Genomic DNA, 21,528 nt, shown 5'->3' with positions numbered 1-21,528 from the left:
AGTGAAGACAATGAAAAAAGTTGCCATTATTGGAGCAGGGATTGTAGGGGCAACTGCTGCCTACTACCTCTCCAAAGAAGCAGATTTAGAGGTGACCGTTTTTGACCATGGACAGGGTCAGGCTACCAAGGCCGCAGCAGGAATTATCAGCCCTTGGTTTTCCAAACGTCGCAATAAAGCTTGGTACAAGATGGCACGCTTGGGGGCTGACTTTTATGTGGATTTATTAGCTGATTTAGAGAAGTCAGGGCAAGAAATCGACTTTTACCAGCGTTCGGGAGTCTTTCTCCTGAAAAAGGATGAAACTAAGTTGGAAGAATTTTATCAACTAGCCCTCCAGCGCAGAGAAGAATCTCCCTTGATAGGGCAATTAGCCATTCTGGACCCAGCATCAGCTAATGAATTATTCCCTGGTTTGCAGGAATTTGACCACCTGCTCTATGCTTCTGGTGGAGCGAGAGTAGATGGCCAACTCTTAGTGACTCGTTTGCTAGAAGCCAGTCAGGTCAAGCTTGTCAAAGAAAAAGTAACTCTGACACCGTTAGCATCAGGTTACCAGATTGGTGAAGAGGTGTTTGACCAGGTTGTTTTGGCAACGGGAGCTTGGTTGGGTCACATATTAGAACCCTTGGGTTATGAAGTAGATGTTCGTCCCCAAAAGGGGCAACTCCGAGATTATCAGTTTGCTCAAGACCTGGAATCCTACCCTGTTGTTATGCCCGAAGGGGAGTGGGATTTGATTCCTTTTGCAGGTGGGAAATTGTCCCTAGGCGCTACCCATGAAAATGATATGGGATTTGATTTGACGGTGGATGAAACCTTGCTCCAACAAATGGAGGAGGCAGCCCTGCCTTGCTATCCTAGTTTAGTAGAAGCTACCAGAGCTGGTGAGCGTGTGGGAATCCGTGCTTATACCAGTGATTTCTCACCTTTCTTTGGGCAAGTACCTGGCTTAACTGGTGTCTATGCAGCTAGTGGTCTAGGTTCATCAGGCCTCACAACTGGTCCTATCATTGGCTACCATCTAGCTCAACTGATCCAAGACAAGAAGTTGATCTTGGACCCTCTAAACTATCCAATTGAAAACTATGTCAAACGACTAAAAAGCGAATAAGAATTTTACTGAAATTTTAGCCTCCCCTCTAGGATGGCAAATGACATTCCCTATCAAAAATGGTAAAATAAGAAAAAATAATCCGAGAATCGAGGAAAAAAGATGCAAGAAAAGATTTTGGTAACGGGTGGAGCAGGTTTTATCGGAACCCACACTGTTATTGAGTTAATCCAAGCAGGTCATCAAGTTGTTGTGGTGGATAACCTTGTCAACAGCAATCGAAAAAGTTTAGAAGTTGTTGAGAGAATTACAGGAGTTGAAGTGCCTTTCTATGAGGCAGATATCCGTGATACAGATAATCTTCGTGACATTTTCAAACAAGAAGAACCAACAGGGGTCATTCACTTTGCTGGTTTGAAGGCTGTTGGCGAATCTACCCGTATTCCTCTTGCCTATTATGACAATAATATCGCTGGAACTGTTAGTCTTTTGAAGGTCATGGAAGAAAACAACTGTAAAAACATCATTTTCAGTTCTTCTGCGACAGTTTACGGGGATCCGCACACAGTGCCCATCTTGGAAGATTTCCCACTTTCAGTGACCAACCCATATGGTCGTACCAAGCTTATGCTTGAGGAAATTTTGACAGATATCTACAAGGCAGACTCAGAATGGAATGTGGTCTTGCTTCGTTACTTTAACCCAATTGGAGCCCATGAGAGTGGTGATTTGGGGGAAAATCCAAACGGTATTCCAAACAATCTCTTGCCATATGTGACTCAAGTAGCCGTTGGAAAATTAGAGCAAGTGCAAGTGTTTGGAGACGATTACGATACGGAAGACGGAACTGGTGTTCGTGACTATATCCACGTTGTTGACTTGGCTAAAGGTCACGTTGCAGCTCTGAAAAAAATCCAAAAGGGTTCAGGCCTAAACATTTATAACCTTGGAACAGGGAAAGGCTACTCAGTTCTTGAAATTATCCAAAATATGGAAAAAGCAGTGGGACGTCCAATTCCTTACCGCATTGTAGACCGTCGCCCAGGGGATATCGCAGCCTGCTATTCAGATCCTGCAAAAGCCAAAGCAGAACTGGGCTGGGAAGCAGAAATAGGCATCACCCAAATGTGTGAAGACGCATGGCGTTGGCAAAGCAAGCATCCAAATGGATTTGAAGACTAAGATGGTGATGTCAATCATTGTCCCCTGTTTAAACGAAGAGGAAGTACTTCCTCTTTTTTATCAGGCTTTGGAAGCTTTACTTCCAGATTTGGAAATAGAAATCGAGTATGTCTTTGTCGATGATGGATCGAGCGATGGGACCTTGGAACTTTTAAAGGCCTATCGGGAACAAAATCCGGCAGTGCATTATCTTTCTTTCTCACGAAATTTTGGAAAAGAAGCAGCTCTGTATGCAGGCTTACAATATGCGACAGGAGATCTGGTGGTGGTAATGGATGCAGACCTCCAGGATCCTCCTAGTATGTTGCTTGAGATGAAAAACTTACTAGACCAAAATGTAGATTTGGACTGTGTTGGGACACGGAGAACCAGTCGGGAGGGAGAACCAGTTTTACGTAGTCTCTGCGCTAATCTCTTTTATCGCCTTATGAAAAAAATCAGCCCAGTAGCCCTGCCGTCAGGTGTCCGTGATTTTCGCATGATGAGACGGTCTGTAGTCGATGCTATTTTATCCTTGACCGAGTCCAATCGTTTTTCAAAGGGACTCTTTGCTTGGGTCGGCTTTAAAACCCACTATCTGGACTATCCAAATGTTGAAAGGCAGGCTGGTAAGACCAGTTGGAGTTTTAGGCAACTCTTTTTCTACTCCATTGAAGGGATCGTGAATTTTTCAGATTTTCCCTTGATTATCGCCTTTGCGGCTGGTCTCCTATCTTGTTTCATTTCTCTGCTGATGACCTTTTTTGTTGTGGTTCGGACCCTCATTTTGGGCAATCCGACATCGGGTTGGACCTCTCTGATGGCTGTCATTCTCTTTCTTGGAGGCATTCAACTCTTGACCATTGGGATTCTCGGCAAGTATATCAGTAAGATTTATTTAGAGACTAAAAAAAGACCACTTTATCTTATCAAAGAAAAAAGTGACCTTCCTGATTTTACAGAAAAAAATAAAGTGAAAAGACTATAATTTTACATGGAAATGTGCTAAACTAGAGGGAGTGGATTATCGCCATTGATTTAGGCTTCCTGATTGCTAATCAGGGCGCGAGTTGGGCAATTTTTAACAGCCTCTAAGACATCCTGGCTAGGAGAAATTTCTTTTTCTAGTTGGTCAGGGTCATCGTAAAAACGCACGATTCCATTATCGTGGTAATCAAATAAATCAGAATAAGTTTGGCAAAGCCCACAGGCGATACATCGTTCAGGTATAAGTGTGATTTTCATGTTCATATTTATATTGTAATAAGAAAAGTAAAAAAAAACAAGGAGTAGGGTATGGAAAAAGAACCGTGGCAAGAAGATATTTATGATCAAGAAGAATCAAGAGCAGAGCGTCGTAAGAGAACTCAAGGCAGAGATGTAGTGGCTAATCGTATTTTGACGATCTTAGCTAGTATTTTCTTTGTAATTGTGGTGGTGATGGTCATCGTTCTCATCTATCTATCATCGGGGGGGAGTAATCGCACAGCAGCCTTGAAAGATTTTCACGATTCTGATGCAAGTGTAGCACAAGTCTCATCTTCAAGCAGTTCCCAGCCTGAGCAAAGTTCAGAGCCAGAATCTACTTCTAGTAGTTCAGAAGAAGCTGCTAATCCTGAAGGAACGATTAAAGTTCTCGCAGGAGAAGGGGAAGCAGCCATTGCAGCTCGTGCTGGGATTTCGATTGCTCAGTTAGAAGCCTTGAATCCTGGGCACATGGCTACAGGGTCTTGGTTTGCTAATCCAGGTGATGTTATAAAAATAAAATAGGAGCCGATATGAAAACAATTCAAATTGCTATTGATGGTCCTGCTTCCAGCGGTAAGAGTACGGTCGCAAAGATTATTGCTAAGGATTTTGGATTCACCTACCTTGATACAGGAGCTATGTATCGTGCAGCGACCTATATGGCTCTTAAGAACCAATTAGGAGTTGAAGAAGTCGAAGCCCTTCTAGCCTTGTTGGACCAGCATCCAATCAGTTTTGGACGTTCAGAAACTGGAGACCAGCTTGTTTTTGTAGGAGATGTGGATATTACCCATCCTATCCGTGAAAATGAAGTGACCAATCATGTTTCTGCTATTGCAGCAATTCCTCAAGTGCGTGAGAAACTGGTTTCTCTCCAACAAGAAATTGCCCAGCAAGGCGGGATTGTCATGGATGGTCGCGATATTGGAACTGTTGTATTGCCACAAGCAGAATTGAAAATTTTCCTAGTAGCTTCTGTTGATGAGAGAGCAGGGCGCCGTTACAAGGAAAATATTGCCAAGGGAATTGAAACAGACCTTGAAACCCTAAAAAAGGAAATTGCTGCGCGTGACTACAAGGATAGTCATCGTGAGACTTCTCCTCTCAAACAAGCAGAGGATGCTGTCTACCTTGATACAACTGGTTTGAACATTCAAGAAGTAGTTGAAAAAATCAAAGCAGAAGCTGAAAAAAGAATGTAAATGTAGAAAAGCCGATAGATTGATATCGGTTTTTTTCTAAATTTGTCAAAATGCTGATTTTAGGGTATAATAGTTGCTGTTCGAGAAATTTTGATTTTCAAAGAATAGTGAATGATGATAAGGAGAAACCATGAACAATTTACCAAATTGTCCAAAATGTAACTCAGAGTATGTCTACGAAGACGGTGCCCTACTGGTTTGCCCAGAGTGTGCTCATGAGTGGAATCCTGCTGAAGTTGCAGAAGTAGAAGAAGGTCTTGTCGCTATCGATGCCAACGGAAATAAATTGGCTGATGGTGATACAGTAACTCTCATCAAGGACTTGAAAGTAAAAGGTGCGCCAAAAGATTTGAAACAAGGGACGCGCGTGAAAAATATCCGCATCGTAGAAGGCGACCACAATATCGACTGTAAGATTGATGGTTTTGGTGCCATGAAACTTAAATCAGAGTTTGTGAGGAAGATTTAAGCATGTCAAAACACTATAAACTTGTATTTTATAGCCGTATCTTCTTGTTTCTAGCGGCTTTTACGGGAGTTTATCTTGAAATTACTAAGCATGGTGGTTTTGGGATGCTTCTCTATTACACGGTTCTGTCCAACCTCTTGGTAACTATTTTTACCCTTTATCTTCTAAAGGTTATGAGCCGTGTAGGTGAAAATTGGCAAAGGCCAAGTCTCTTGCGCTTAAAAGGTGGGGTCACCATGAGTATCATGATTACCTGTGTGATTTACCATTTCCTCTTGGCGCCCATTGCGACTAATTTCTATACCCTAGAAAATTTCCTTTGCCACTATATCGTTCCCATCTGGTTTTTAGCGGATACCCTCTTTTTTGACAAACAGGGTCAATATAAGATTTGGGATCCAGCAGTGTGGACCATTTTACCCTTGCTGTATATGATGTTTGCTCTTTTTAATGGCTTGGTTCTAAAACTCAATATTCCAAATGCCAAGGATAATCCTTTCCCTTACTTCTTTTTAAATGTGAACAAGGGTTGGGATGTCGTATTCAAGTGGTGTCTGATTATCTTTGTTGCCTATATGGTAGCAGGATTTATCTTCTACTTTATTAAGCAAATCAAGAGAAAGTCATTCTAATACTCTTCGAAAATCTCTTCAAACCACGTCAGTTTCCATCTGCAACCTCAACACACTGTTTTGAGCAGCCTGCGGCTAGCTTCCTAGTTTGCTCTTTGATTTTCATTGAGTATAAGACACAAGGGATTCATTTTCGAGTTTGAGAAGGAGTCTGTGTACCAATGAGGCTTCTTCTTTTCTTGCTTTTTTGATAACTATCAAAAAAGTAGAAGATTAAGAGAAATATAGAAAGAGATTTCATGAAACAATTTTTAGAACGGGCCAGCATTTTGGCTCTCTCCCTCGTTTTGATTACCTCCTTTTCCATTTCGAGTGCCCTACCAGCCATGTTTGACTATTATCAGGGTTATTCTAAGGAACAAATTGAGCTCTTGGTGAGCTTGCCTTCCTTTGGAATCATGATGATGTTACTGCTAAATGGTTTCTTAGAAAAAATATTTCCTGAGCGCTTACAGATTAGTTTGGGCTTGCTGATTTTATCATTGAGCGGTACAGCTCCCTTCTGGTACCAAGCCTATCCCTTTGTCTTTGGAACACGGCTTCTTTTTGGTTTAGGTGTTGGGATGATCAATGCCAAGGCCATTTCTATTATCAGTGAACGCTATCAAGGAAAAAGGCGAATTCAGATGTTAGGGCTACGCGCTTCTGCAGAGGTCGTTGGAGCTTCTCTCATTACCTTGGCCGTCGGTCAGTTGTTGGCCTTTGGTTGGACAGCTATCTTTCTAGCCTATAGTGCTGGATTTTTGGTGCTGCCCCTTTATCTGCTCTTTGTCCCTTATGGAAAATCAAAGAAAGAAGTCAAGAAAAGAGCGAAGGAAGCAAGTCGTTTAACTCGAGAAATGAAAGGCTTGATTTTTACCCTAGCTATCGAAGCGGCAGCTGTAGTTTGTACCAATACAGCTATTACCATCCGTATTCCAAGTTTGATGGTGGAAAGAGGATTGGGGGATGCCCAGTTATCTAGTTTTGTTCTTAGTCTCATGCAGTTAATCGGGATTGTGGCTGGAGTGAGTTTTTCTTTCTTGATTTCTATCTTTAAAGAGAAACTGCTCCTCTGGTCTGGTATTACATTTGGCTTGGGGCAAATCGTGATTGCCTTGTCTCCATCCTTGTGGGTGGTAGTAGCAGGAAGTGTTCTGGCTGGATTTGCCTATAGTGTAGTCTTGACGACGGTCTTTCAACTTGTCTCTGAACGAATTCCAGCTAAACTCCTCAATCAAGCAACTTCATTTGCAGTTTTAGGCTGTAGTTTCGGAGCTTTTACGACCCCATTCATTCTAGGTGCAATAGGGTTACTAACGCACAATGGGATGCTGGTCTTTGCCATCTTAGGAGGTTGGTTGATTGTAACCTCTATCTTTGTCATGTACCTATTTCAAAAGAGAGCTTAGGATTGGTTTCCTAAGTTTTTCTTTTGATACTCAATGAAAATCAAAGAGCAAACTATAGTTGATTGAGTTTGTAATAGTACGCTGTAGCTGCTAAAACATTTCTAGAAATTAATTTGACTTTCCTAATAGAGTTGTTCATATCTTATTTCAATCTACTATAGAAAGCTAGCCGCAGGTTGCTCAAAATAGTGTGTTGAGGTTGCAGATGGAAACTGACGTGGTTTGAAGAGATTTTCGAAGAGTATGAGATTTTTATACCCATACAATATTTGTTTTAGGTACTTGTTTACAGACTAATTTCTTGATAAAATAGAGGTTATGACGAGATATAAAGCAACTATTTCCTATGATGGTTATGCCTTTGCTGGCTTTCAGCGCCAGCCTCATGCGCGTAGCGTTCAGGAAGAAATTGAAAAAACCTTGACCAGGTTAAATAAAGGGCAAGCTATTACTGTTCACGGTGCTGGTAGGACAGATAGTGGGGTTCATGCTCTGGGACAGGTGCTTCATTTTGACTTGCCCTATCAAATGGATGAGGAAAAACTTCGCTTTGCCTTGGACACCCAGTCCCCTGAAGATATTGATGTGATTTCGATTGATCTGGTAGCGGATGATTTTCATTGCCGTTATGCTAAGCATAGCAAGACCTATGAGTTTATCGTGGATAGAGGACGTCCCAAAAATCCCATGCGCCGTCACTATGCCACCCACTTCCCTTACCCACTTGATGTGGAGAGGATGCAGGAGGCCGTCAAAAAGCTAGAAGGAACCCATGATTTCACTGGCTTTACAGCCTCTGGGACTAGTGTAGAGGATAAGGTTCGCACTATTACAGAAGCCAGTCTTAGGGTTGATGAGACAGGCCAGTTTTTGACTTTTACCTTTTCAGGAAATGGTTTCTTGTATAAACAGATTCGCAATATGGTGGGGACACTGCTCAAAATCGGCAACAAGCGTATGCCAGTAGAGCAGATTGACCTGATCTTGGAGAAAAAGGACAGGCAGCTTGCAGGTCCCACTGCAGCACCAAATGGTTTATATTTAAAGGAGATTCGTTATGAAGAATAATCGTATTTTAGCACTTTCTGGAAATGATATTTTTAGTGGTGGTGGCCTGTCAGCTGATTTGGCTACCTATACTTTGAACGGCTTGCATGGCTTTGTAGCAGTGACTTGTTTGACAGCCTTGACAGAAAAAGGATTTGAAGTCTTTCCAACTGACGATACCATTTTTCAACATGAATTGGATAGCTTGCGTGATGTGGAGTTTGGGGGAATTAAGATTGGTCTTCTCCCTACTGTCAGTGTGGCTGAGAAGGCATTGGACTTTATCAAGAAACGCCCAGGAGTGCCTGTGGTATTGGACCCTGTCTTGGTCTGCAAGGAAACGCACGACGTAGCAGTTAGTGAACTTTGCCAAGAGTTGATTCGCTTTTTCCCTTATGTCAGTGTGATTACGCCTAACCTCCCAGAAGCAGAATTATTAGCTGGTCAAGAAATCAAAACCTTGGAAGACATGAAAACTGCAGCGCAGAAATTGCATGATTTAGGAGCGCCAGCAGTCATTATTAAGGGAGGCAATCGCCTTAGTCAGGACAAGGCTGTGGATGTCTTTTATGATGGACAAAACTTTACAGTTCTAGAAAATCCTGTCATTCAAGGGCAAAATGCTGGTGCAGGTTGTACCTTTGCTTCCAGCATTGCCAGTCATCTAGTCAAAGGTGATGAACTTTTACCAGCAGTAGAAAGCTCAAAGGCTTTCGTTTACCGTGCCATTGCACAGGCAGATCAGTATGGAGTAAGACAATATGAAGCAAACCAAAACAACTAAAATCGCCCTTGTATCCCTCTTAACCGCCCTTTCTGTGGTTCTAGGCTATTTCTTAAAAATTCCAACACCGACAGGTATTCTAACTCTTTTAGATGCGGGTGTTTTCTTTGCGGCCTTTTACTTTGGTAGTCGTGAAGGAGCTGTAGTCGGAGGACTAGCAGGTTTCTTGATTGACCTCTTATCAGGCTATCCTCAGTGGATGTTCTTTAGCTTGGTCAACCATGGCTTGCAGGGATTTTTCGCAGGATTTAAAGGAAAAACTCAGTGGTTAGGCCTTATCTTAGCAACGATTGCCATGGTAGGGGGTTACGCCTTGGGTTCTACATTGATGAATGGCTGGGCAGCAGCCCTACCAGAAATTTTACCAAATTTCATGCAAAATATGGTAGGGATGATTGTAGGATTTATTCTTAGTCAAAGTATCAAGAAGATTAAGTAAAGAGGCTGAGTCAAAAGTCTTTCAAATAAGAAAAACGCATAGTATCAGGTTTGAAAAGCTTGATACTATGCGTTTTATTGTGGGAAGATTTTCCTCATTTTCTAGTGAAATTGAACTTTTTCTAACATCTTTTTATAGATTACTTCTTAATCAATTATCATTTCCATTGTTGTTTCTTGGGGTTTCATCCCTTGTCTTTGATAAAAGCGGAGAGCACCCTCGTTATCATTCCAGACACTTAGGGTTAGATTATGGCAGCCAATTTCTTTAGCATAATTGAGAGCGAATTGATAGAGTTGATCACCAATTTTTTGACCACGAGCATTTTGATCTACACATAAATCTTTGATAAAAAGGGTTTTGATTTCTTGGAGAACAGGATTATCTGTTTTATCTTTTATGGTACAAAATAGGTGTCCGAGAACTTGTCCCTTCTCATCTTCAAAAACAAAAATAGGGGTATGTTCTTGAGAGAGAATATTTTGCAACTCAGAGGAACTATATTTAGTCCCAGTTTGCTTAAAAATATCTGGTCGAGCTTGGTGGTGAAGCGTAAGGATTTGTTGTAATAAATCGAGTAATTTAGGAATATCTTCTTGTTTAGCTTTTCGAATAGTCATGAAGGTTCTTTTTATTGGCTTAGTCTATAAGAAAAGCTTTAGGAGCAATCATTTTTCTTTATGAAGAGTTCTTAAAATAATTAACTGTGTTGACATAATCCAAAGAATGAGAATACTCATGTCCAATAGAGAAACATTTCCGTAGTCGTAAAGGCTGGCTCGCAGAAGATTTGAGGAAGGGACGAAAGGGAGGGCACGGTAAAGATGGTTTACCCACTCAGGTAGTCGATCTGCAGGATACATGAGTGGTGAGAACATGAGTCCAATCATAAGAATTAGCTGCGACATAAGGGTTACTGTATTTGGAGAAAAGGTGTAGGCTATAGCAAATCCCAGACTAATCATAGTAAGACAAATCAGAAGCACAATAAAAACACCAAGAAAAGATGGATGGAGACGAACAGAAAAACGGACATACCCAAGTAGAATAGAAATAAAAACTCCCGGCAAAATGGCAATTAACCACATCCACAAGTCAGCGAGAGAAATGAATATCCTAGGGATGGGTAAGGCACGAATATAATCAAAATGCCCTTCCAACTTATCATTTGCTATAACAGGGGAGGAAATTGTACAACCCATGGAGATAATTCCAATTAAAACAGAACCAGACGAAAGATAGTAGGCAGTAGTCGAATCGATATCGCCAATAACTAGAGGGTAGCCAAAAAGAAGAGAAATGGATAAGAGGAGCTGTGCTAGTGTAAAAAGGATGAAAAGCTCTTTTTGGCGCAAGTAGTTCCAATGAAGTAAGTAAAAAAATTGAGTCATATTAGTTGGTTAGCTCCTCTCTATAAAGGTCAGAAATAGTCAATGTTTTTTGATGAAGAGAGAGATTGGAAATTGTTTTTTGACCAAGTTCTTCTGTCAGTTGTGCTATCAATGGAGCTAGACTTCTTTCCTCAATCTCTAATTGACAACTAACACCATTGATAATTGTATAATCTTCTATTTTGTCTAATATACTTCTAGTCTTAAAATCAAAGCTTATCTGATACAGTTTGTCATGGATGATTTGCTTAACCTTTCCTGATTTGAGCAATCTACCATTATTAAAGAGGGCGTAATTATCTGCATATTTTTCAACCTCCAGAAGATTATGAGTAACGATAATAATGGTATGCCCCTTGCTAGCTAACTTTTGCAATAATTGCCATTGCTTTTCACGACGAATGGGGTCAACATCATTTGTTGGTTCGTCAAGAAGAATGATGTCTGAGCTACCGATTAGTGTCATAGCGAAGGAAGTTAGTCTTTTGAGACCGCCCGAAAGATCCTTACCTTTTTTGTAACGATAGTCTTCAATTTCTAAATCAGTGAGAAGCTGGCTGATTGTTTTTTCTAGTTCTTGGGAACTCAATCCTCGCATTTTTCCAAGTATTTCTAAATTTTGTTCTACGGTTAATTTGTCGAGTGGGGCATATTGTTGAGACATATAACTAATTAAGGTGCGTGCTTGTTTACGATTGTATATAAAAGAAATATCACCATACAAAATATCTCCTTGGTCAGGTTTAGTAAAACCAATCATTTGATTCAATAGAGTAGATTTTCCAGCTCCATTGTGTCCCAAAAAAGCCGTGATTTTTGCTGGTGATATTTCTAAGGAAATATGATTATTGGCTAAGTGCTGACCATCAAAAGATTTAGTCAAATTATCAATTACGAGTTTTGCAGTTGTCATAACTTTAATTCTCCGTACTTAGAAAAAATTTCCCAATCGTCTTCTTTACCTGTGCCGCATGTTGGACATTCATCAAGATAGCGTCCCCAAGAATCGTGTGTGAATGAGGCTCCGTTTTCATAATTGATTTCGTATTGATGGTTAAGGCTAATTGGTTCCGTATATTGAGTTAATAATCGGATAGTTTCATCAACAATGGCAGAAGTCAGTTGAAATATTGCTGGACCATAGGCTATTGTAGGGATTGTTTTTGTAATCGTACGAACACCGTGGAATTGTTCAAGGAATAGAGTGTCAATTTTTGTATAATAAATATTTAAACAATCAAAACAGCCTGTTTGGTAAGGGATAACTGAATAGACACGACCACGACTAACTTGACTGGCGCCAAATATACAGGGAATATTTTTTGTAACGATTGCTTTATTTACGATACGTTGAATATCATATTGAGGTTCATCAATCACACATATCGTAATATCAACATCATCAAGTAAAGGAATCAAGTCACTTACAGAGGTGATACGTATATTATGGGTTTCTACTTCAATATCGGAATTCATTTTTGTAACTTCTCTATGGGCAATTTGAACTTTAGATAAGCCAATATCATCTTCCTTGTATAGAAATTGTCTTCCTAGATTACTTTGCTCAACAATGTCAAAATCCACTATTTTTATCTTTTTAGGTCCCAAGCCTGCTAGTAATGTCAGTATGTTAGAACCCCCACCACCAAGACCTAGTAAAAGGATAGTAGACTGATGAATTTTTTTCTGTGTTGCAATACTATCTTGGAAGCTATTTAAATAGCGACTGAAATAATATATATTTGAATGATAACGTTCTTTAATATCTTGAATTTCGCCCGCTTCTTCGAGAACCCCCTCATTATCTAAGAGTTCAAGAGCGCCTGTGATGTCTTCTTCAGTTAAATCATCATATTTTGTTAGCATGATATTGAGAATATCTTGAAAAGGACGTCCGTCCAAAATATTGACTAAATTCCACATTTTATTATTATCATCCTTAATTTCTGTGGTTATACCAATTTGTAGCCCAATCCTAAATAAATTTTTATGAAGTTTATAAACAGGATATATTTCTTTTATTCTTGGATGATAGAATTTCATTTTAACCTCACTATTTTATTAAAAAAGGAAGACGAGGTGATTATAAATCATATATCCTCGTCTTGCAACTCCTAGTTCCTATTACAAATGGAAATAAGTAGAAAGAAAATGGTGAACCTATCTACTCAATTCCAACAGTAGGAATAAATAGAAAAGAACTCCTCTAAAAACTCAATTTTAAAATGCTAATTTTTCAACCTTTTCTGGTTACTAAACATAGAAAACCGATAGTTTTTAGAGGTGCCCAAAATTTAGAAAACACCCCAGCTAATATCAGTTTTAGCAATAACTTTACGCACTTGAATATTTTTCATTTTTGTAACTCCTTTCATATTTGATAAGAATATTGTATAATAAATTAACGATTTTTTTATCAGCATGTCATAATTGACGTATTTGACGTTATAATTGGCAAAATCATGCTTGTAGTGAGGAATTTGATGTTAAAAATTGCGATTTGTGATGATTCTAATAGGGATGGTAGTCAGCTAGAAAACTTACTCTTATCTTATAAGGACATCAAAATAGAAACGAGTGTTTATACGAATCCCCAAAAACTATTAGAACAATTGACAGAGAAGTACAGTTGTGTTTTTTTGGATATCGAGATGCCACAGATAACAGGAATTGATATGGCACAAAAAATCCGTAAGGTAAACCCTTTTATCCCGATTATCTTTGTTACCAGTTATCGAGATTATATGGAGCAGGTTTTTGAAGTGCAGACTTTTGATTATTTACTTAAACCAGTGACTTCTAAAAAATTATATAAAACTCTGGATAGAGTGGTACGTTTTTTGAATTTAGGGCAAGCTGTATTTACGTTTACTTTTGGAAAGCAGCATTATTCACTGCCTTTAGATGACATTGTATTTTTTGAAAAGGATAAGCGTGCTGTCTTTATTTACACTAAAGATCAGACTTACAAAGCTTTGCTTAAAACGAAAGATATTTTAGAGAAATTACCTGATTACTTTATTCAAATTCATTCTTCCTATATTATCAATCCTAGATATGTGACAGAGTTTGATTCGCAAATAGTCACAATTTTAAATGGAATGGATGAAAATCACCTTCCAATTAGCCGAAAATTTCAAACGTCTTTTAGAGAAAAGTATTATTATTATCTGAGTGAGAGGAATTTTTAATGTTAGTCAGTTTGCGGATTGTGAGTATTCTGTTTGATTTATTTTTGGGAATTATTTTCTTTTATAGACCTCTGTCCCAAAAAGAAAAGTCTAGGAGAATTTGTATCTTTACTTCTCTCCTTTTATTTTTCCATGCCTTGTTGACGATATTATTTTCAGGAGCTAATCTTTTCTTAGTAGGGAATCTTATTCTCAGTATCGCAGAGTATTATTTTTTAGGTCTTTATTTTGGATATGCTGTTCAAGAATCTTCGTTTTGGATTTTTTGTCAGATGAGTCTAACTTTACTAGCTGGTACTATACTCAATCAAGCAGTGCAACTATTTTCCCCTTTATCAGTCATTTCAGAAAATCTAATAGCCATGCTTTTTTATCTCGCTGTAGCTTTTCTTTTATCATTGCTAGTGACCCTGGTTCTTCGACAACTTTTTCGTGCACATCAAAAGTTAGTTTATACTGTTTCTAAAGGGACTTGGTTATACCAGTTTATTGTACCATTTTTGTCCATTTGTTTTGCTTTTACAGTATCAGCGATTCAAGGGCAAGTGTTTGAGAAGGATTATCTTTCTTTTGTTTCTGTATTAGCCCTCATTGTGTTAACGTTCTCTTCTCTCTATTTCACCCTATATCTTTCTCAGCAACAACAGAGGTATTATCAAAGCATACTAGAGACGGAACAGATGACCTTTCAACTGAGAGAAATGAAACAATCTAAAAAAGATTATAGGAGGATTCAAAGGATTCAACACGATTTGAAAAATCAACATTTAATCCTCCTTGCACTTTTAAAAGAAGATCCTGAACAAGCGAAGTCTTATCTCCAAAGCATGACAAATAGTATAGAGAACCAAACTGTCTGTTACTCCAAGAATACAACAATTAACTTTTTACTCAATCAAAAATTACAGGATAAGGTAGAGGACATACAATTGGAAATTGATTGTTTTGTACCTCAACGATTAGAAATCAATCCAGATATTTTAGCGGTTTTACTTGGTAATTTGTTGGACAATAGTCTTGAAGCCTGTATGCGCTTGAGTAATAAAGAAGATAGGGTCTTGATCTTAGGAATACGATATTTTCAGAAGAAACTCTTTATTGCTATCGAGAATTCATTTGATGAGAATGAATTGGTAATACGAAAGGAACGTCAGACAGAGGGATGGGGGCTTAAAAATATTGAGAGACTTGTAACCAATCATAGGGGAACAATGAAGAATTTCATTCAGAATGGACGTCATAAAACAGAAGTGATTCTTCTTGTCTAACTAGGGTTTGTTGCTATCTTAATCAAAATAAAGCAAGTCTTTGCTGGTACTTGTAAAGAGGTCAAAGCCATCCTTGGTAACAACACCGCAGTCTTCAATACGAACACCGACTTTACCAGGGATATAGATACCTGGTTCAACAGAGAAGCACATGCCTTCTTCGATGACCATGTCGTTTCCTTCCATGATAGATGGGAATTCATGGACATCCATACCGATACCATGCCCGAGACGGTGGTTGAAGTACTCACCATAACCAGCTTTTTCGATGACCTCACGGGCAGCGCGGTCCACTTCATGAGCAGTCACACCTGGCTTGATAAAGTCAAGAGCAGCTTGTTGGGCTTCAAGAGTCAAGTTGTAAATATCTTTCTTGAATTGGTCTGGTTTGCCGACAGCGACTGTACGAGTCATATCTGACGCATAGCCATTGACCAGAACACCCAGGTCAAAGAGGAGAAGAGCATCATTTTCAACCTTATTAGCTGCTGGAATGCCGTGTGGATTCGCAGCATTATCACCAGTCAAGACCATGGTATCAAAGCTCATTTCGTAACCTTCACGTTTCATGGCAAAGTCAATTTGTGCGATGATATCTGTCTCAGTCTTATCAAGAGAAATATTGTCAAAACCAACATGAACAGCCTTGTCAGCATAAAGACCTGCAACCATCATTTTTTGCACTTCGTCAGCTGATTTGATGAGGCGCATGCGTTGGATGCGAGGAGTGAGGTTTTCAAACTCAGCAGTTTCAAAAACTATTTTCAAGCCATGGTATTTGGTCAAGATAAGATTGTCAAACTCAACAGCGACACGTTTGAAGGCAAGTTGTGGAAGAGCATGTTTGATTTTTTGCCATGGATTTTCAGAATCGACATAGCCCACTACTGGGAAGGAAACGGTGCTACTTGCACGTTCTACTTCAAGAGCTGGGACAAAGAGGAGAGGTTCCTGATCTGCTAGGACAAAGAGGAACATTTGGCGTTCATGGGGATCACTGTAAAAATCAGTGAGGTAATTGATTGTGACGGGGTCAGATACGACAGCGACGTCTAGTTTTTCTGATTCAAGATATGTTAGGATTTGTTGTAATTTAGACATATGCTACCTTCTTTCTACCCCTCTATTTTGGCAAAAAATGAGAGAAAATGCAAGGGAGAAGGGTAAAAGAACAGACAAAAAGAACTCCGACAAGATAACGGAGTTCTTTGATATAGTTTCACTTTGTTTAAGAAAAGTCAGCCTTCCTTTTGACGTCACTGTATTCTTCAGAGATTTCTTGGCTGAGAATGTCCTCATAGGCAGGGAGTTGGATGTCCTGACCATATTTCTTCTTGAGGGCAGTAGTGACCAGTCGATAAGCCAGATTGGCATTACGAGAGAGGATAGGTCCGTGGAAGTAGGAACCAAAGACATTCTTATAATGAACCCCTTCACCGCCCTTTTCTTCGTTGTTTCCATTTCCATAGACAACCTGTCCCAGCGGTTTTTGGTCATCAGAGAGGAAGGTACGACCTTGGTGATTTTCAAAGCCATAGTAGGTTTCATCGAAATCTTCATTGTGAATCTTGATATCCCCGATAAAACGGTTATTGGTCTGGTTGAGCGTGTAGTGTCCCATGACCCCTAGCCCTTCGATACGTTTTCCTGAAGCTTCAACATAATATTGACCCAATAGTTGGAAACCACCGCAGATAGCCAGAACTACACCGTCGTTTTGGATGTAGTTGTCAATGCTCTCTTTTTTAGCAGGTAGGTCGTCTGCAATGATACTTTGTTCAAAGTCTTGACCACCACCGAAAAAGGCGATGTCGTAGTGATTTTCATCAAAGTCATCATGGAGAGAAACGATGTCAACGGTCACATGTGCTCCCAGTTTTTCAGCCACATACTTGAGCATGAGGATGTTTCCATTGTCCCCGTAGGTATTCATGAGATTTCCGTAGAGGTGGGCAATGTTGAGCTGATAGGGGTAATTGCCATCTTTTGAGGAAAGTGAAGTATAAACCATTAGTTCATCTCCTTTCTAACAATCTGACGACTAGCCAGCAGTTCACGAAATTCCAGCATGGCAGTATAAGTTGCCAGAATATAGGCATGCTTGCAGTCTTGATTCTCAATGGTCTTGAGAACTTGCTCCAGATTACTCGTTTCAGTGATTTTCTCAGCTGGATAGCCAGTCACTCGGAGGCGACGAGCGATTTCAGAATGACGAACACCGCCAGCGTTGATTTCAGGAATGTCCATGTCAGTGATTTGCTCAAAGTCTGCATCCCAGATCCAGCTAGTGTCAATTCCATCTGCATAGTTGGCATTAAGGAGGACAGATAGGCTAAATGGATAAGGTGCTAGTTTGATCATTTCGATAGCTTGGGTTGCACCGACTGGATTTTTAATCAAGACAAGGGTACATTCCTTGTCACCGATATGAAAGGTTTCTTGGCGTCCAAAGACAGCACGGCTCTTGTCAAATCCCTGTTTGATGAGTTGGGAATCTGCGCCGAGGAAACGGGCGATGGCCACAGCAGCTAGGGCGTTATAGATATTATAGAGCCCGCCGATTTGGATACCGTATTCTTGGCCATCTATGACAAAGCGAGAGCGATTGTTGGTCAACTCAACCAGTTTTGTCAAACGATAGTCGAGATCAGGACGTTTACATCCACAACCTTCACAGATATAGGCACCCAAGTTTGCATAGGTATTATGCTCATATTTGAGGATGCCTTGGCAGTCAGGACAGAGAATCCCTTCGGTATTGTAGTGAGCCAGTTGGGCTGGTCCTTTTTCCAAGTCAAAACCAAAATACTGTATAGGATTTGGGAAAGATGGTTTGTAGAAAAGTGGGCTGTCTCCGTTAAGGAGAACAGTAGCAGTTGGAACTTTCCGAATGGCATCCAATATCATGTTATAGGTAGTATAGATTTCACCGAAACGGTCCATCTGATCACGGAAGATATTAGTAATGACAAAAAGACTAGGCTGGATATAGTCACAGATACGAGATAGACTGGCTTCGTCAATTTCGAGGACGGCAATATTTTTCCCAGTTTTTGAAGATTTGGCTGTTAGGAAGGTTGTTGCAATTCCTGTAATCATGTTGGCACCGCTTGGGTTGGTTAGAACTTGACCATAAACCTCTTTTAAAATGCCGACAGTGAGGGCAGTTGTCAGGGTTTTTCCATTTGTTCCAGTGACCACGACAATCTCGTAGTTCTTAGCTAGGTTTTGTAAAATATCTTTATCAAATTGAAGGGCGACTTTCCCTGGGAGCGTACTTCCACGTCCAAGACGGCTTAAAACGAAGTGGGAAGAACACCCAGCAAGAAGGCCCAAAGTAGTTTTTAAGTTCATGTTTCTATTATATCACAAAAGAGGGAAAAGACAGATTTGGTGTTTCGCAGAAGCAAAAACAGCCCAAAGAGGGCTGTTCGATACGATTGAATCTCAACTTAAATTGCAAACAAGTCATTCAAGTTCTCAGCCAAGGTTGGGTGAGTGAAGATTTGTTTTGTGAAGTAAGTGTAAGGAATCTTGTTGTCCATAGCAACAGTGATGATGTTGATGATTTCTTGAGAACCTTCTGAGAAGATGCTTGCTCCAAGAATTTCTTTTGTTTCAGTATTAACCACAGCTTTGAAAGCCCCACGAAGGTCTCCGTTTACGTGACCACGAGGCATTGCTGCAACAGGGATTTCCTTAACGACGTATGGAAGTTTCAAATCAGCCGCTTGGCTTTCAGTCAAACCGACTTGTGAAAGGGCAGGTGTGATAAACATGGTGTTTGGTACATTGAGACGGTCTTCAAGCGTGTAGCTACCATCTCCAGCAAGGTAGCTGTAAACAACACGGAAGTCATCAAGTGAAATGTAAGTAAATTGAAGGCCACCGTTGACATCTCCAACTGCAAAGACACCAGGAACGTTTGTTTGACAATGTTTGTCTACTTTAATAGCGCCACGTTCAGTTAGTTCAATATCTGTATTTTCAAGTTGAAGTGGTTCTACATTTGGTTTGCGTCCAGTTGCGTAGAGAAGGGCGTCGAAACGGTAAGTTTCGTTTTCAGTCACGACAAGGACTTGGTCACCATCGTTTTTGATTTCAGTAGTATGGATATTTTGAAGCAATTCAATGCCATCTTCTTCCATGTATTGTTTAGCAAGAGCTGCGATGGAAGGTTCTGCACGAGGTAGGAAAGTATCCAAGGCATCTAGGACTGTGACCTTGCTTCCAAGTTTGTTGTAAAGGCCAGCAAATTCAAGACCGATATTTCCACCACCAAGGACTCCAAGTTTTTCAGGCAATTTATCCAAGTTTTGGATACCTGTTGAGTCAAAGACGTTTTTGCTTGTAGCGAGTCCAGGGATTGGCAAGACGTTTGAAACAGCACCAGTGTTGATGACGATTGTTTCAGCGGTCAGTTCTTTCTTTTCATCACCAGCTTGGATTTCGATGACTTTATTTGAAAGGAAGTGAGCTTCCGCATCAAAGATGTCCACGCCTGTACCAGCAACAGTAGCATAGTTTTTACCGTTGAGGCGACCAGTGATAGTGTTTTTGGTAGCAATGACTTCTTCAAAAGACAAGCCCTTCTCAGCAGCAACTAGCAAGGTTTTAGTTGGGATACAACCGATGTTGATACAAGTTCCACCGTACATAGCTTTGCTACGTTCAATGAGGGCAACTTTTTTACCAGCTGAAGCCAATTTACCTGCTAGTGTTTTACCAGCTTTCCCAAATCCGATAACGATTAAATCATAAGTTAACATTTAGAGTTCCTCCTATTCGAATTTCATTCTAGCACAAGAAAAAAACTTTTGCACAATTCTGCTACGAAAAAGACAGAAAAAGATAAAAACGCTTTCCAGACAAAAAACTAGTAATTTTTTGACAAGCTTGATAAACTAAAATCCTATCTATTTTTATATAAGATAGAATAAATGTTCGAAAATAGGAGGTTTTATGAAATCGAATCGTTATATTATTGCCTTTGCTGGGGTCATTTTACACTTAATGCTGGGTTCTACTTATGCTTGGAGTGTTTATCGCAACCCTATTATTGAAAAAACGGGATGGGATCAGGCTTCTGTTGCCTTTGCCTTTAGTCTAGCAATCTTTTGTTTGGGCTTATCGGCTGCATTTATGGGGCGTTTGGTAGAAAAATTTGGTCCGAGAGTCATGGGGAGTCTATCTGCCTTTCTATACGCAGGTGGAAATATCTTAACAGGATTTGCAATAGACCGTCAGGAACTGTGGTTGTTGTATCTCGCTTATGGTATTTTAGGTGGGCTTGGTTTGGGAGCCGGCTATATTACTCCTGTGTCAACGATTATAAAATGGTTTCCTGATAAACGTGGTCTCGCAACAGGTTTAGCGATTATGGGGTTTGGTTTTGCTTCTTTATTGACTAGTCCCATAGCGCAACATCTCATCGCAGGGGTAGGGCTTGTAGAAACTTTTTATATTTTAGGTGCAAGTTACTTTATTATCATGCTCCTAGCTTCACAATTCATTAAGCGTCCAAATGAGCAAGAGCTTGCAATTTTATCTGTTTCAGGGAAAGAAAAAACAGCCTCTTTGACGCAAGGAATGGCTGCAAATCAGGCTCTAAAAAGCAATCGGTTTTATATACTTTGGATTATTTTCTTTATCAACATAGCTTGTGGTTTAGGCTTAATTTCAGCGGCATCGCCAATGGCACAGGAGATGGCTGGCTTGTCTACAAGTCATGCAGCAGTAATGGTGGGCGTTTTAGGGATTTTCAATGGATTTGGTCGCTTGCTCTGGGCGAGTTTGTCTGACTATATCGGTCGCCCTCTAACCTTTAGTATATTACTGCTTGTCAATCTTTTCTTTTCTCTCTCACTTTGGCTCTTTACAGATTCCGTTTTATTTGTAGTCGCTATGTCTATTTTGATGACTTGCTATGGAGCTGGTTTTTCTTTGATTCCAGCTTATCTCAGTGATATTTTTGGAACCAAGGAATTGGCCGCTCTGCATGGATATATTTTAACAGCTTGGGCAATGGCTGGTTTAGCAGGACCTATTTTATTAGCAGAGACTTATAAAATGGCTCATTCTTACACACAAACCTTGTTCGTTTTTATCATTTTATATAGTATCGCCTTGGCTTTGTCTTATTATCTAGGTCGTTCCATCAAAAAGGAAAGTCAAAAACCGCTTACATGATTTTCTGTAGAAATGGGGCTATCTTTTGCTCAGGTCTTGTGTTATACTAGATAGGTTGCAAA

23 protein-coding genes are annotated in these 21,528 nt (G+C 40.0%); 14 read left to right on the top strand and 9 right to left on the bottom strand.

Translation table 11 applies throughout. The features are described from left to right. Positions 1-10 precede the first annotated feature (10 nt). The 3 genes from HT724_RS07630 (at position 11) to HT724_RS07620 (ending at position 3,203) form a co-directional block, all read left to right on the top strand. The gene (locus HT724_RS07630) at positions 11-1,114 is read left to right on the top strand and encodes an FAD-dependent oxidoreductase (RefSeq protein ID WP_173276187.1); all 1,104 of its coding nucleotides are present in this window, start codon (positions 11-13) and stop codon (positions 1,112-1,114) included. 102 nt (positions 1,115-1,216) lie between these two features. Then, positions 1,217-2,236 (top strand): UDP-glucose 4-epimerase GalE, encoded by a 1,020-nt coding sequence (gene galE, locus HT724_RS07625; RefSeq protein WP_173276186.1) that lies wholly within the window; start codon positions 1,217-1,219, stop codon positions 2,234-2,236. Between the two features lies 1 nt (position 2,237). Beyond that, positions 2,238-3,203 carry a glycosyltransferase family 2 protein gene (locus HT724_RS07620; protein ID WP_173276185.1) on the top strand — a complete coding sequence of 322 codons (966 nt, stop codon included), beginning with the start codon at positions 2,238-2,240 and terminating at the stop codon, positions 3,201-3,203. 50 nt (positions 3,204-3,253) lie between these two features. Here HT724_RS07620 and HT724_RS07615 read toward each other — a convergent pair whose 3' ends face one another. After that, positions 3,254-3,460 (bottom strand): ferredoxin, encoded by a 207-nt coding sequence (locus HT724_RS07615; RefSeq protein WP_173218573.1) that lies wholly within the window; start codon positions 3,458-3,460, stop codon positions 3,254-3,256. A 51-nt stretch (positions 3,461-3,511) separates the two neighbouring features. On the opposite strand from HT724_RS07615, the gene HT724_RS07610 reads away from it, so the two are divergent. The 8 genes from HT724_RS07610 (at position 3,512) to HT724_RS07575 (ending at position 9,427) form a co-directional block, all read left to right on the top strand. Continuing rightward, positions 3,512-3,985, top strand: coding sequence for an SAG1386/EF1546 family surface-associated protein (locus HT724_RS07610; RefSeq protein WP_173276184.1), 474 nt, complete (start codon positions 3,512-3,514; stop codon positions 3,983-3,985). Positions 3,986-3,993: 8 nt separating this feature from the next. Further along, positions 3,994-4,665, top strand: a complete 672-nt coding sequence (cmk, locus tag HT724_RS07605) for a (d)CMP kinase (RefSeq protein WP_173276183.1) — start codon at positions 3,994-3,996, stop codon at positions 4,663-4,665. A 130-nt stretch (positions 4,666-4,795) separates the two neighbouring features. After that, the gene (locus tag HT724_RS07600) at positions 4,796-5,134 is read left to right on the top strand and encodes a zinc ribbon domain-containing protein YjdM (RefSeq protein WP_001061591.1); all 339 of its coding nucleotides are present in this window, start codon (positions 4,796-4,798) and stop codon (positions 5,132-5,134) included. 2 nt (positions 5,135-5,136) lie between these two features. Continuing rightward, the gene (locus tag HT724_RS07595) at positions 5,137-5,766 is read left to right on the top strand and encodes a Pr6Pr family membrane protein (protein WP_000033949.1); all 630 of its coding nucleotides are present in this window, start codon (positions 5,137-5,139) and stop codon (positions 5,764-5,766) included. Positions 5,767-6,005: 239 nt separating this feature from the next. Further along, positions 6,006-7,157: an MFS transporter gene (locus HT724_RS07590; protein WP_054392605.1), complete on the top strand. Its 1,152-nt coding sequence runs from the start codon at positions 6,006-6,008 to the stop codon at positions 7,155-7,157. Positions 7,158-7,475: 318 nt separating this feature from the next. Continuing rightward, positions 7,476-8,225 (top strand): tRNA pseudouridine(38-40) synthase TruA, encoded by a 750-nt coding sequence (gene truA / locus HT724_RS07585; protein ID WP_000199190.1) that lies wholly within the window; start codon positions 7,476-7,478, stop codon positions 8,223-8,225. After that, positions 8,215-8,988 carry a bifunctional hydroxymethylpyrimidine kinase/phosphomethylpyrimidine kinase gene (locus HT724_RS07580; protein ID WP_000794765.1) on the top strand — a complete coding sequence of 258 codons (774 nt, stop codon included), beginning with the start codon at positions 8,215-8,217 and terminating at the stop codon, positions 8,986-8,988. The genes truA and HT724_RS07580 overlap by 11 nt, the downstream gene beginning before the upstream one ends. Continuing rightward, the gene (locus HT724_RS07575) at positions 8,966-9,427 is read left to right on the top strand and encodes an ECF transporter S component (RefSeq protein WP_000814970.1); all 462 of its coding nucleotides are present in this window, start codon (positions 8,966-8,968) and stop codon (positions 9,425-9,427) included. The genes HT724_RS07580 and HT724_RS07575 overlap by 23 nt, the downstream gene beginning before the upstream one ends. A 146-nt stretch (positions 9,428-9,573) precedes the next feature. On the opposite strand, the gene HT724_RS07570 is transcribed toward HT724_RS07575, so the two are convergent. The 4 genes from HT724_RS07570 to HT724_RS07555 are packed head-to-tail and all read right to left on the bottom strand — an operon-like array spanning position 9,574 to position 12,861. Further along, entirely contained in the window at positions 9,574-10,047 is a 474-nt protein-coding gene (locus tag HT724_RS07570) for a GNAT family N-acetyltransferase (RefSeq protein ID WP_000155488.1), read from the bottom strand. A 48-nt stretch (positions 10,048-10,095) separates the two neighbouring features. Then, positions 10,096-10,818, bottom strand: a complete 723-nt coding sequence (locus HT724_RS07565; RefSeq protein ID WP_000191422.1) for an ABC transporter permease — start codon at positions 10,816-10,818, stop codon at positions 10,096-10,098. A gap of 1 nt (position 10,819) precedes the next feature. Then, on the bottom strand, positions 10,820-11,731 hold the full coding sequence (locus tag HT724_RS07560; protein ID WP_079252898.1) for an ABC transporter ATP-binding protein: 912 nt from the start codon (positions 11,729-11,731) through the stop codon (positions 10,820-10,822). Continuing rightward, the gene (locus HT724_RS07555; RefSeq protein ID WP_023936973.1) at positions 11,728-12,861 is read right to left on the bottom strand and encodes a ThiF family adenylyltransferase; all 1,134 of its coding nucleotides are present in this window, start codon (positions 12,859-12,861) and stop codon (positions 11,728-11,730) included. Before HT724_RS07555 ends, HT724_RS07560 begins: the two co-directional genes overlap by 4 nt. 440 nt (positions 12,862-13,301) lie before the next feature. Here HT724_RS07555 and HT724_RS07550 point away from each other — a divergent pair, with 440 nt between their 5' ends. Continuing rightward, a complete protein-coding gene (locus tag HT724_RS07550) occupies positions 13,302-14,009 on the top strand; it encodes a LytTR family DNA-binding domain-containing protein (protein WP_050242000.1) in 708 nt (235 codons plus the stop codon). Continuing rightward, the gene (locus tag HT724_RS07545) at positions 14,009-15,277 is read left to right on the top strand and encodes a GHKL domain-containing protein (RefSeq protein WP_000961370.1); all 1,269 of its coding nucleotides are present in this window, start codon (positions 14,009-14,011) and stop codon (positions 15,275-15,277) included. Before HT724_RS07550 ends, HT724_RS07545 begins: the two co-directional genes overlap by 1 nt. Positions 15,278-15,295: 18 nt before the next feature. On the opposite strand, the gene HT724_RS07540 is transcribed toward HT724_RS07545, so the two are convergent. The 4 genes from HT724_RS07540 to HT724_RS07525 form a co-directional block, all read right to left on the bottom strand. Next, positions 15,296-16,378, bottom strand: coding sequence for a Xaa-Pro peptidase family protein (locus HT724_RS07540; protein WP_173276182.1), 1,083 nt, complete (start codon positions 16,376-16,378; stop codon positions 15,296-15,298). Positions 16,379-16,505: 127 nt separating this feature from the next. After that, a complete protein-coding gene (gatD, locus tag HT724_RS07535) occupies positions 16,506-17,288 on the bottom strand; it encodes a lipid II isoglutaminyl synthase subunit GatD (protein ID WP_173276181.1) in 783 nt (260 codons plus the stop codon). Next, positions 17,288-18,631 carry a lipid II isoglutaminyl synthase subunit MurT gene (murT, locus tag HT724_RS07530; protein WP_001050225.1) on the bottom strand — a complete coding sequence of 448 codons (1,344 nt, stop codon included), beginning with the start codon at positions 18,629-18,631 and terminating at the stop codon, positions 17,288-17,290. The genes gatD and murT overlap by 1 nt, the downstream gene beginning before the upstream one ends. 98 nt (positions 18,632-18,729) lie before the next feature. After that, positions 18,730-20,046 (bottom strand): FAD-containing oxidoreductase, encoded by a 1,317-nt coding sequence (locus tag HT724_RS07525; RefSeq protein ID WP_173276180.1) that lies wholly within the window; start codon positions 20,044-20,046, stop codon positions 18,730-18,732. A gap of 193 nt (positions 20,047-20,239) precedes the next feature. Between HT724_RS07525 and HT724_RS07520 the strand changes: the two genes are divergently transcribed. Then, on the top strand, positions 20,240-21,466 hold the full coding sequence (locus HT724_RS07520; protein ID WP_173276179.1) for an OFA family MFS transporter: 1,227 nt from the start codon (positions 20,240-20,242) through the stop codon (positions 21,464-21,466). The last annotated feature ends 62 nt before the right edge of the window (positions 21,467-21,528 follow it).

Origin of the sequence: Streptococcus sp. k-402 (assembly GCF_013277515.1) — a bacterium.
In the GTDB taxonomy this organism is placed as follows: Bacteria; Bacillota; Bacilli; order Lactobacillales; family Streptococcaceae; genus Streptococcus.
The sequence above is the reverse complement of the archived record's forward strand: the minus strand, read 5'-3'. Positions and strand labels throughout refer to the sequence as shown.

Bases quoted from the DNA above. Each gene is read 5' to 3' on its own strand.
- HT724_RS07630 (WP_173276187.1), top strand. From the start codon at position 11: ATGAAAAAAGTTGCCATTATTGGAGCAGGGATTGTAGGGGCAACTGCT.
- galE (WP_173276186.1), top strand. From the start codon at position 1,217: ATGCAAGAAAAGATTTTGGTAACGGGTGGAGCAGGTTTTATCGGAACC.
- HT724_RS07620 (WP_173276185.1), top strand. From the start codon at position 2,238: ATGGTGATGTCAATCATTGTCCCCTGTTTAAACGAAGAGGAAGTACTT.
- HT724_RS07615 (WP_173218573.1), bottom strand. From the start codon at position 3,460: ATGAAAATCACACTTATACCTGAACGATGTATCGCCTGTGGGCTTTGC.
- HT724_RS07610 (WP_173276184.1), top strand. From the start codon at position 3,512: ATGGAAAAAGAACCGTGGCAAGAAGATATTTATGATCAAGAAGAATCA.
- cmk (WP_173276183.1), top strand. From the start codon at position 3,994: ATGAAAACAATTCAAATTGCTATTGATGGTCCTGCTTCCAGCGGTAAG.
- HT724_RS07600 (WP_001061591.1), top strand. From the start codon at position 4,796: ATGAACAATTTACCAAATTGTCCAAAATGTAACTCAGAGTATGTCTAC.
- HT724_RS07595 (WP_000033949.1), top strand. From the start codon at position 5,137: ATGTCAAAACACTATAAACTTGTATTTTATAGCCGTATCTTCTTGTTT.
- HT724_RS07590 (WP_054392605.1), top strand. From the start codon at position 6,006: ATGAAACAATTTTTAGAACGGGCCAGCATTTTGGCTCTCTCCCTCGTT.
- truA (WP_000199190.1), top strand. From the start codon at position 7,476: ATGACGAGATATAAAGCAACTATTTCCTATGATGGTTATGCCTTTGCT.
- HT724_RS07580 (WP_000794765.1), top strand. From the start codon at position 8,215: ATGAAGAATAATCGTATTTTAGCACTTTCTGGAAATGATATTTTTAGT.
- HT724_RS07575 (WP_000814970.1), top strand. From the start codon at position 8,966: ATGAAGCAAACCAAAACAACTAAAATCGCCCTTGTATCCCTCTTAACC.
- HT724_RS07570 (WP_000155488.1), bottom strand. From the start codon at position 10,047: ATGACTATTCGAAAAGCTAAACAAGAAGATATTCCTAAATTACTCGAT.
- HT724_RS07565 (WP_000191422.1), bottom strand. From the start codon at position 10,818: ATGACTCAATTTTTTTACTTACTTCATTGGAACTACTTGCGCCAAAAA.
- HT724_RS07560 (WP_079252898.1), bottom strand. From the start codon at position 11,731: ATGACAACTGCAAAACTCGTAATTGATAATTTGACTAAATCTTTTGAT.
- HT724_RS07555 (WP_023936973.1), bottom strand. From the start codon at position 12,861: ATGAAATTCTATCATCCAAGAATAAAAGAAATATATCCTGTTTATAAA.
- HT724_RS07550 (WP_050242000.1), top strand. From the start codon at position 13,302: ATGTTAAAAATTGCGATTTGTGATGATTCTAATAGGGATGGTAGTCAG.
- HT724_RS07545 (WP_000961370.1), top strand. From the start codon at position 14,009: ATGTTAGTCAGTTTGCGGATTGTGAGTATTCTGTTTGATTTATTTTTG.
- HT724_RS07540 (WP_173276182.1), bottom strand. From the start codon at position 16,378: ATGTCTAAATTACAACAAATCCTAACATATCTTGAATCAGAAAAACTA.
- gatD (WP_173276181.1), bottom strand. From the start codon at position 17,288: ATGGTTTATACTTCACTTTCCTCAAAAGATGGCAATTACCCCTATCAG.
- murT (WP_001050225.1), bottom strand. From the start codon at position 18,631: ATGAACTTAAAAACTACTTTGGGCCTTCTTGCTGGGTGTTCTTCCCAC.
- HT724_RS07525 (WP_173276180.1), bottom strand. From the start codon at position 20,046: ATGTTAACTTATGATTTAATCGTTATCGGATTTGGGAAAGCTGGTAAA.
- HT724_RS07520 (WP_173276179.1), top strand. From the start codon at position 20,240: ATGAAATCGAATCGTTATATTATTGCCTTTGCTGGGGTCATTTTACAC.